This window comes from Kitasatospora sp. NPDC059747, from assembly GCF_042732955.1.
In the GTDB taxonomy this organism is placed as follows: domain Bacteria; phylum Actinomycetota; class Actinomycetes; order Streptomycetales; family Streptomycetaceae; genus Kitasatospora.
In genome coordinates, this window is sequence record NZ_JBHWGV010000033.1 from 53,019 (window position 1) to 61,771 (window position 8,753).

9 protein-coding genes are annotated in these 8,753 nt (G+C 75.1%); 3 read left to right on the forward strand and 6 right to left on the reverse strand.

Annotation, left to right across the window (positions count from 1 at the left end; all coding sequences use genetic code 11):
• Window positions 1-148 precede the first annotated feature (148 nt).
• Together ACFV4G_RS17085 and ACFV4G_RS17090 are read right to left on the reverse strand one after the other, a co-directional pair.
• Complete coding sequence (locus tag ACFV4G_RS17085; RefSeq protein WP_380441002.1) at window positions 149-706, reverse strand: hypothetical protein; 558 nt, start codon at window positions 704-706, stop codon at window positions 149-151.
• 94 nt (window positions 707-800) lie between these two features.
• Window positions 801-1,700 carry a LysR family transcriptional regulator gene (locus ACFV4G_RS17090; protein ID WP_380441005.1) on the reverse strand — a complete coding sequence of 300 codons (900 nt, stop codon included), beginning with the start codon at window positions 1,698-1,700 and terminating at the stop codon, window positions 801-803.
• Window positions 1,701-1,778: 78 nt separating this feature from the next.
• On the opposite strand from ACFV4G_RS17090, the gene ACFV4G_RS17095 reads away from it, so the two are divergent.
• Entirely contained in the window at window positions 1,779-2,510 is a 732-nt protein-coding gene (locus tag ACFV4G_RS17095; protein ID WP_380441008.1) for a hypothetical protein, read from the forward strand.
• Window positions 2,511-2,547: 37 nt separating this feature from the next.
• On the opposite strand, the gene ACFV4G_RS17100 is transcribed toward ACFV4G_RS17095, so the two are convergent.
• Entirely contained in the window at window positions 2,548-3,099 is a 552-nt protein-coding gene (locus tag ACFV4G_RS17100; RefSeq protein ID WP_380441011.1) for a GNAT family N-acetyltransferase, read from the reverse strand.
• A gap of 105 nt (window positions 3,100-3,204) precedes the next feature.
• Here ACFV4G_RS17100 and ACFV4G_RS17105 point away from each other — a divergent pair, with 105 nt between their 5' ends.
• Window positions 3,205-4,422 carry a sensor histidine kinase gene (locus ACFV4G_RS17105; RefSeq protein WP_380441013.1) on the forward strand — a complete coding sequence of 406 codons (1,218 nt, stop codon included), beginning with the start codon at window positions 3,205-3,207 and terminating at the stop codon, window positions 4,420-4,422.
• On the opposite strand, the gene coaE is transcribed toward ACFV4G_RS17105, so the two are convergent.
• Window positions 4,423-5,016 carry a dephospho-CoA kinase gene (coaE, locus tag ACFV4G_RS17110; RefSeq protein WP_380441015.1) on the reverse strand — a complete coding sequence of 198 codons (594 nt, stop codon included), beginning with the start codon at window positions 5,014-5,016 and terminating at the stop codon, window positions 4,423-4,425.
• A 33-nt stretch (window positions 5,017-5,049) separates the two neighbouring features.
• Window positions 5,050-5,688: an MBL fold metallo-hydrolase gene (locus ACFV4G_RS17115; protein WP_380441017.1), complete on the reverse strand. Its 639-nt coding sequence runs from the start codon at window positions 5,686-5,688 to the stop codon at window positions 5,050-5,052.
• 75 nt (window positions 5,689-5,763) lie between these two features.
• Here ACFV4G_RS17115 and ACFV4G_RS17120 point away from each other — a divergent pair, with 75 nt between their 5' ends.
• A complete protein-coding gene (locus tag ACFV4G_RS17120) occupies window positions 5,764-6,189 on the forward strand; it encodes a MarR family winged helix-turn-helix transcriptional regulator (protein ID WP_380441019.1) in 426 nt (141 codons plus the stop codon).
• A gap of 109 nt (window positions 6,190-6,298) precedes the next feature.
• On the opposite strand, the gene ACFV4G_RS17125 is transcribed toward ACFV4G_RS17120, so the two are convergent.
• Window positions 6,299-8,518 carry an MMPL family transporter gene (locus tag ACFV4G_RS17125; RefSeq protein ID WP_380441021.1) on the reverse strand — a complete coding sequence of 740 codons (2,220 nt, stop codon included), beginning with the start codon at window positions 8,516-8,518 and terminating at the stop codon, window positions 6,299-6,301.
• Window positions 8,519-8,753: the final 235 nt, after the last annotated feature.

Sequence of the window (8,753 nt, forward strand, 5' to 3'; positions counted from 1 at the left end):
CCCCCCCCCCCGGGGGCGCGCCCGGCCCCGCGCGGGGCGCGCCCCCGCGCCCCCCCGCGGCGGGCGGGGCCGCGCGCCGCGGCGCGGGCCGCGCCCGCGCCCCGCCCGGCCGGGCGGGCGCCGGCCCGTCACCACGCGCCGCCGGCCGTCAGAGGCCGAGGCGGCTCAGCGCGGTCGTCCAGTCGGAGGCGATCGCTCTGCGCGCGGCGTCGAGCGTGACCTGCCCGCCGCACACCGCCTTCTTCAGCCGGTTCTCGACGGTGTCCTTGCTCTGCGCGGGCTCGTTGCCGTACCGCGGCTCGGGCCACAGGTTCCGCGGGTCGCGCGGGGCGCCGCCGAGCTCCAGGGGGACGAAGTGGTCCTCCTCGTAGTCGGCCGGGTTGGTGTCCGAGTAGCCGTACTGCGCGATCTGCTGCACCTTCAGGGCGTTGGTGTAGCTCGCCGGCGGGCGCACGGTGGCGGTCCAGCCGGAGACGCAGATCGTCTTCTGGATGGTCGCCTGGGTGACGGCCGGGTTGTACGCGCCCGGCGTGCAGGACGGGTCGGGCAGCGGCAGGTACGCGCGCGAACAACCGGCCGCACGGGCACCGGACTTGTGGGCGGACGGGTGCGAAGCGGCCTGCGCGGTCCCGGTTCCGGCGGCGATCCCGGCGGCGGCGAGGGCGGTGGCCGCGGCGACCACGGTCAGGCGCTGACGAAGCATCATGGAGGCTCTCTCCTGGGCCGGCCCGGCCGAATGCCGGGCGACTGTGCCCATGACAGCAGCGCCACCACGAACACCGTCAGCCCCGGGACGTGAACTACTTGGTAAGAGTTTGCCGGTGCGTCAACTCCCGGGCCAGCAGGGCCGCCGGGCCCTCCGGGAGGCTGCCGTGCACGAGTTCGGTGCGGTGCACCAGGCGCGGCAGCGTGACCGGCACCCCGACGACGCCGGGGGCGGCGGCCAGGGCGGACGGCGGCAGCAGGGCCAGGCCGTGGCCGGTGGCCACGAGCGCGAGCAGGGCGTGCACGTCCGTGCCGCGGTAGCGGGTGGCGGGGCGGAAGCCGTCGGTGCCGGTGGCCGCGCGCAGCCGGGCGGGCGGCGGGGTGAGGTCGGGGGCGTCGAGCCAGCGGGCGGCGGACAGGTCGGCGAGGGCGACCCCGGGCCGGCCGGCCAGCGGGTGCCCGACGGGGAGCGCCACGACGACCGGCTGCTCGGCGACGGCGACGGTGCCGAGCGGGCCGACGTCGGGCAGCGGCAGCGGGTCGCTGGGCGCGGCGAGCCCGTCGACGAGGGCGAGGTCGACGTCCCCGGTGGCGACCAGCGCGGGCAGCACGTCCTGGGCGAGCACCCGGACGTCCACCTCCGCGCGCGGATACATCCGGCGCACCTCGCCGAGCGCACGCCCGACCGCGGTGCCGAGCGCCAGGGGGGTGGCACCGAGCACCAGCCGGGCACTCGCGGCACCGACCAGGCGCGCGACGTCCGCGCGCGCCGCCTCCAGCCGCACGAGCAGCGGCGCGGCGTGCTCCAGCAGCCGCACGCCCGCCTCGGTCGGGCCGACCGGGCGGCGGACGAGCAGCGGCGCCCCGAGGTCCGCCTCCAGCGCGGCGATCTGCTGCGAGACGGCGGACTGCGTGTACCCGAGCTCGCGCGCCGCCTCGGAGAACGAGCCGAGGCGGACGACGGTGACGAAGGTGCGCAGCTGCTGCGGATCCACAGTCTCATCAGCCGATCTGATCGATGGGTAAGAAATCATCGTTGGCGGTGATCTCGGGTGCCGGGCCAGGATAGCCGCATGACCTACCAGACCCCGCGCATCGCCCTGGTCGGCGACCGCTCCCCCGCCGTCCGCTCGCACGCCCGCATCCCCGGCCTGCTCGACGCCCTCGCCACCCGCGACCAGCTCGACCTGGACGCCTACTGGATCCCCACCGAGGACGCCGGGGCACCCGGCGCCCTCGACGGCTTCGACGCGATCTGGCTGCTCCCCGGCAGCCCCTACCGCAGCGAGGACGGCGCCCTGGCCGCCGTCCGGACCGCCCGCGAGCTCGGCATCCCGTTCCTCGGCACCTGCGCCGGCTTCCAGCACGCGGTGCTGGAGTTCGCCCGCGACGTCTGCGGCATCGGCGACGCCGTCCACGCCGAGCAGGACCCGGACCGGGACGAGCAGGTCATCGAGCCGCTCGCGTGCTCGCTGGTCGGCCACGAGGGCGCGGTGAACGTCACGCCCGGCACGCTCGCCGAGCGCGTCCTCGGCACCACCCGCACGCTGGAGCGCTACCACTGCGCGTACGGGCTCAACGCCGCCTACCTGGACCGGCTGCGCGAGCACGGGCTGCGGTTCAGCGGCGCGGACGAGGCGGGCTCGGTGCGCATCCTGGAGCTGACGGACCACCCGTTCTTCCTGGCCTCGCTGTTCCAGCCGGAGCTGTCCGGCGACGGCACCCGCCCGCACGCGATGATCCGCGCCCTGGCCGCCGCCGCGGTCGAGCGGGCCGCCTCCGTCGAGCGCGCCGCCTCCGCCTGACGGGCCCGCCCGGCCCGCCCGCCCTGGTGCCGGCCGGTCACATCGGCAGCGACCGCAGCCGCACCGCCCCCTCCGGCCAGGCGGCGCCGGCCCGCAGCGGCGCCCACATCGTGCGCAGTGGCATCACGGCGAGCAGCCCGCCGGGCTGCTCGACCGTCACCTCGCCGGGCACCTCCCGGAAGCCCAGCCGCTCGTAGAGGCCGACGAGCGGCGGACGGCAGAACAGCAGGGCGTAGGCGGGGCCGAGCGTGCGGGCGTGGTCGAGGGCGGCCCCGACCACGGCGCGCGCGAGGCCGCCGCCGCGCCGGTCGGCGGCGACGGCGACGCCCCCGACGCCGACGGCCGGCACCTCCGCGCTCCCGATCGTGAGGGGCAGCGGCAGCAGGCCGGTGTGCGCGACGAGCCGGCCCCCGGCGGACCGGACGCCGAAGTGGATCTCCTTGGGCAGGAACGTCAGCCCGGTGTGTGCCACGCCGTAGGGGTCGTCGCCGGGCCCGAGGATCTCGTCCTGGTCGGCACGGGTGTACTGCGGCAGCCGCACGACCTCGACCGGCGCGGCGGGGCTCCCGGAGGGAAGATGATCGGTCATCCCGCCATGGTCGCTTCCGGGGCTCACGGAATCCAGGGCCCGCCGGGATCCAGGGCCGACCGTGATCCAAGGCCGACCGGAACCCCGGTGTGGAAGCATGCCCCCATGCGCCAGCCCACCGACCAGCAGCCCGGGCACCGCCCGGTCCCCGGCCTTCGGGCCGCCCACCGCTCCACCATGCTGGTGAGCCTGCCGGTCCGGCTGCCCGCCCCGGTCGTCGCGCTCGCCCCGACCGTCCTCGCCCTGCTGATCCTGGTCCCGCTCGCCGCGGGCGACCCGGACGTCGGGCCGACCTCCTCCCGCGGGGTCAACGCCACTCTGATGGCGATCGGCGCGCTCGCCCTGGCCTTCCGCTGGCGGGCCCCGGCGACGGTCACCGCGCTCACCCTGCTGAGCGGCCAGCTCCCCCTCGCCGTCGCGCTCTACGGGTTCGCCGCGCGGCGCGGCCGGACCCGGGCGCTCGTCGTGATCGCCGTCCTCGCCGAGATCCGCCTGCTCATCCCGTTCGACCTCGGCGACCTCAGCACGCTGAACAACATCGCCAACATCATCGAGGACCCCCTCGTGTACGGCGCCGTGCCGCTCGCCCTCGGCCTCACCGCCCACCAGCGCGCCCGCGCCGTCGACCTGCTCGAAGACCGCAACCGCCTCCTGGAGGCCGCCCGGCAGCACGCCGAGGAACGCGCCGCCGCCGCCGAACGGGCCAGGCTCGCCCGGGAGATGCACGACGTCGTGTCCAACCGGGTCTCGCTGATCACCCTGCACGCCGGTGCCTGCCAGGTCGCCGCGCCGAACGACCCGGCCGTCGTCAAGGAGACCCTCGGGCTGATCCGCACCCTCGGCCTGCAGGCCCTCACCGAACTGCGCGGACTGCTGGGCGTGCTGACGCCCGCCTCCGACGAGGGCCCGTCCCTGGGCGGACTGCCCGCACTCGTCGGGGAGTCCCGCCGGGCCGGCCTGTCCGTACGACTGAGCGTCGACGGCCCGGCCGACGGCGGGCCCGAGCCGAGCCCCGCCGTCCAGTACGCCGCCTACCGGATCGTCCAGGAGGCGCTCACCAACGTGCACAAGCACGCCCCCTCGGCCACCGTCGCCGTCACGGTCGAGATCCGCGCGGACGGGCTGCGCCTGTCCGTCGTCAACTCCCCCGGCGACGGCGGCGAGGACCCGCACCTGCCCTCCGGCGGACACGGCCTGGAGGGCATGCGCACCCGCGCGGACGACCTCGGCGGCACCCTGGAGGCGGGCCCCACCCCGGAGGGCGGCTTCGCCGTCCGGGCCCGCCTGCCGCTCACCGCCGACGTGCCGGCCGGCGCGGCCTGATCAGGAGCGGGGCCGCAGCCGCGCCCACACCTCGGCGACGCGGGCCGGCAGCTCCTCCAGCGGACCGCTGTTGTCGATCACGACGTCCGCGATCGCGAGCCGCTCCTCGCGGGTGGCCTGCGCGGCCATCCGGGCCCGGGCCTCGTCCTCGGTCATGCCGCGCAGCTCCACCAGCCGCGCGACCCGCACGTCGTCCGCCGCGTCGACCACGACGATCAGGTCGTACAGCGGGCCGAGCCCGTTCTCGGCGAGCAGCGGCACGTCGTGCACGACGACGGCGTCCGGCGCGGCGGCGGCCTCCAGCTCGGCCGAGCGGGCCCGCACCAGCGGGTGGACGATCGCGTTCAGCGCCTGGAGCCGGTCCGGGGCGGCGAACACGATCGCACCGAGGGCCGGACGGTCCAGCGCGCCGTCCGGCCGCAGCACGGCGGGCCCGAACTCGGCCACCACGGCGGCGAGTCCGGCCGTCCCGGGCGCGACCACCTCGCGGGCGAGCACGTCGGAGTCCACGATCACCGCGCCGTGGGCGGCGAGCAGCCGGGACACCTCGCTCTTGCCGGCGCCGATGCCACCCGTCAGTCCGATCTTCAGCATGGCGCCAGGCTACCGGCGCCGCCCTCCCGGCGGTCAGCCGAGGTCGAGGCTCTCGCCCTCGCCCAGCGCCCGCAGCCGGGCACCGCCCGGCCCGTCCTCGCCGACCAGGCGGGAGTGCACGGCGAGCCCGATCGGGCTGAGCACCGCGTCGTGCACGGGCACCGCCACGCGCGGGGCGGCCTCGCGGACGTAGTCGACCAGTTCGCCCGCCTTGCTCCAGGGCGCGCCGATCGGCAGCAGCAGCGTCTCGACGGCGTGCGGCGGCACGGTGAGCGCGTCGCCGGGATGGAAGAGGCGGCCGCCGAACAGGAAGCCGATGTTCTTCACGAGCGGGACGTCCCGGTGGATCTCCGCGTGCCACTCGCCGTGCACGGACACCTCCAGCCCGCCGAGCTCGAACGCGTCGCCCTCGCCGACGGCGCTCACGCGCTGCGCCACGCCGTCGAGCTGGGCGGCCACCGCGTCGTTGGTCCACACCCGCAGGGCCGGGTCGGCCTCCAGCGCGGCGCGCAGCCGGGACTCCTCGAAGTGGTCCATGTGCTCGTGGGTGATCAGGACGGCATCGGCCCCGGCGAGGGCGGCGGGGTCGGTGAACATCCCGGGGTCGATGACGACGGTGGTGCCGTCGTGCTCCAGGCGTACGCAGGCGTGTCCGAACTTGGTGATTCGCATGGGAAAAACAATACAGCGAAACTGCGCAGCATGCCTACACAGTTTTGCTGCACAGATTCCCGGTAGGCTTCTGCCATGAACAGTCCGGCCCCCGAGACCCTCGAACTCGCCGCCGACCTGCGCGCCGCCCTCGGCGGCCTGGTCCGCTCCCTGCGCGACAACGACGAGCTGCCCCAGAACCAGGCCGCCGTCCTCGGCCTCCTCGTCCGCGACGAACGCGCCTACACCGTCGCCGAGCTCGCCGAGCGCCAGCGCGTGCGCCACCAGTCGATGGCCCGCACCGTCGCCCTGCTCACCGAGGCCGGCCTGGTCACCCAGGGCCCGCACCCCACCGACGGCCGCAAGCTGCTCGTCACCGCCACCGGGGCCGGCCACGACGCCCTCCTCGAACAGCGCGCCCGCCGCGAGGCGCAGATCGCCGCCGCCATCGAGACCCGCCTCACCCCCGAGGAGCGGCAGACCCTGCGCGCGAGCGTCGCCCTGCTGAGCCGACTGCGCTGAGCCCGTCACCGGGCCGGCCGTGCCGGGCCCGTCACCGAGTCGCCGACCCTGGGCCCGTCACCAGGCCTCCGGCCCTCATCCGGTCACCGGGCCGGCCGTGCCGAGCCCGTCACTGAGCCGCCGGCGCCGAGCCCGTCCCCGTGCCCACGAGCTCGGGACGCTGCGCCGGGATCACCGCCGGTGCGATCGGCGGCAGCTCGACGTGCTCGCTCAGCCCGAAGCGCCGGTGCAGCCGCCGCAGCGGCGCCGGCGCCCACCAGTTGAACTCGCCGAACAGGCTCATCGCGGCCGGCACCAGCAGACAGCGCACCAGCGTGGCGTCCACCGCGACGGCGACCGCCAGGGCGATGCCCATCTGCTTGACCATGAGCATGTCCCCGAGCGCGAACCCGGCGAAGACGATCACCATCAGCAGCGCCGCCGAGGTGATGATCCGCCCGCTGCGCTGCACGCCCAGCTCCACGGCCTTCGCACAGCTGTAGCCGCGCGAGTGCAGTTCCTTGATCCGGGCGAGCAGGAACACCTCGTAGTCCATGGACAGCCCGAACGCGAACGCGAAGACCAGCACCGGGATGATGGTCTCCAGCCCGCCGGTCGGACTGAACCCGAGCAGCCCGCTGAAGTACCCGTCCTGGAAGATCAGCGTGAGCGCGCCGAGCGAGGCGCCCAGCGACAGCAGGTTCATCAGCAGCGCCTTGACCGGCATCACCACCGAGCCGGTCATCAGGAACAGCAGCACCAGCGTCCCGAGCGCGACCAGCCCGAGCGCCCAGGGCCCGCGCGAGGTCAGCTCGTTCGAGAAGTCGACCACCGAGGCGGCGCCGCCGGTCACGTAGGTCTTCAGCCCGCCGCGGTCGGCCCGCAGCTCGTCGACGACCTGCTTGGCCGTCCCGCCCTGCGGGTCCCCGTGGACGAGCACGTCGATCGTCGAGACGGAGTCGCTCACCGGCGTGACCGCCCGCACCCCGCTCACCCCGGGCAGCTTGGCGACGACCTCGTCCGCGTACGCCTGCGCCACCGGCGCCCCGCCCTCGACCACCACCGTGATCGGCGCGGCCGCGACCTGCGGGAAGCGCTGGTCGATCGCGTCCGCGACCTGCCGCCCGGCGGAGGAGGCGGGCAGCACGGCCGCCCCGGAGTTGCGCATCTCCGCGTGCAGGAACGGCGCCCCGGCCGCCATCAGCAGCGCGGTGCAGGCGAGTGCGACGGGCACCGCCCGCTTGCGGACCCGGCGAACGGTCCGGCTGAAGAAGCCCTCGTCGGGCACCGGCGCGGCGGGCGCCTTGATCCGCGAGCCGGCGAAGCCGAGCAGCGCGGGGATCAGGGTGAGCGCCGCGGCGACGGCGATCACGACCACGCTCACGCCGGCGGCGGCGACGGCCCCGAGCACCGGACTGGTGAAGACGAAGAGGCCGGAGAGCGCGACGGCGACGGTCAGCCCGGAGAACGCGACGGTGCGCCCGGCGGTCGCGGCGGTGCGCTCGACGGCGGCGGCGATGCCGGCGCCGTGCCCGCGTTCCTCGCGGAAACGGTTCACCATGAGCAGCGCGTAGTCGATCGAGAGCCCGAGCCCGAGCACGGTGGCGATCGGCAGCACGCTGGTGTCGATGTCCATGATCCGGCTGAAGCCGAACATCGCCAGCAGTGCCCCGCCCACCGAGGCGACCGCACCGATCACCGGCAGGCTGGCCGCGGCGAGGCCGCCGAAGACCAGCACCATGACGACCAGGGTGAGCGGCAGGGTCACGATCTCGCCGAAGCGGGTGTCCTGCTCGGTCTGCTTCTTGACCTCCTGCTGGAGCACGAGGTCACCACCCACCGTGACGTGCGCGCCGCCGGTGCCGTTCAGCGCGGCCAGCCGCTGGGTGACGGCGTCGGCCTGGGCGGCCGTGCTCGTGTCGGCCATCCGGACGGTCACCAGACTCGCGTTCCCGTCGGCGGACCGCAGCGCGGCGGCGGCCGGCCCCGGCCCGTACGCGTCGTTCGCGGACGCGACGCCGGGCAGGGCGGCGATCTCCTGGGTGGCCTTGGCGACGGCCGCCCGTACCGCCCCGTCGTCCACCGGCCTCCCGTCGACGACGGCGGTGACGACTCCCCGGGCCGGATCGGCCGCGGTGGCGACCGCACTGCCCCGGTCGGCCTCGGAGCTGGCCGAGGAGGCCCCGGCCACCGACCCCTCGAAGACCCGGCCCCCGATCACGACACCGACGACCAGGACGACGGCCCAGAAGCCGAGGACCCAGCGCCGGTGCCGGAAGCAGAACCGCCCGAGGGCGGCGAGCCGCCCGCGGACCCGGAGGTCGGCGGCAGCGGCGGAAGGCTTGTGCATGAAGGAGCCTTTCGGGCAGTTCCACTCAATGTAGGTGGAACCCGAACTCCGGCCTAGAGAAGGGCGATGAGCCTCATCTCACACTTTCCTGCACATAAACACCACATAAGTCAAATCGGAAAACGAAAGGGGGGGGCGCCCCCAACATCCTAAAACAAGTGGTGAGCAACCCCGACAGCAAAAGAAAGAGGGAGAGAGAGAAAGAGAAAGAGACGCGGCACGACAGACAGAACAA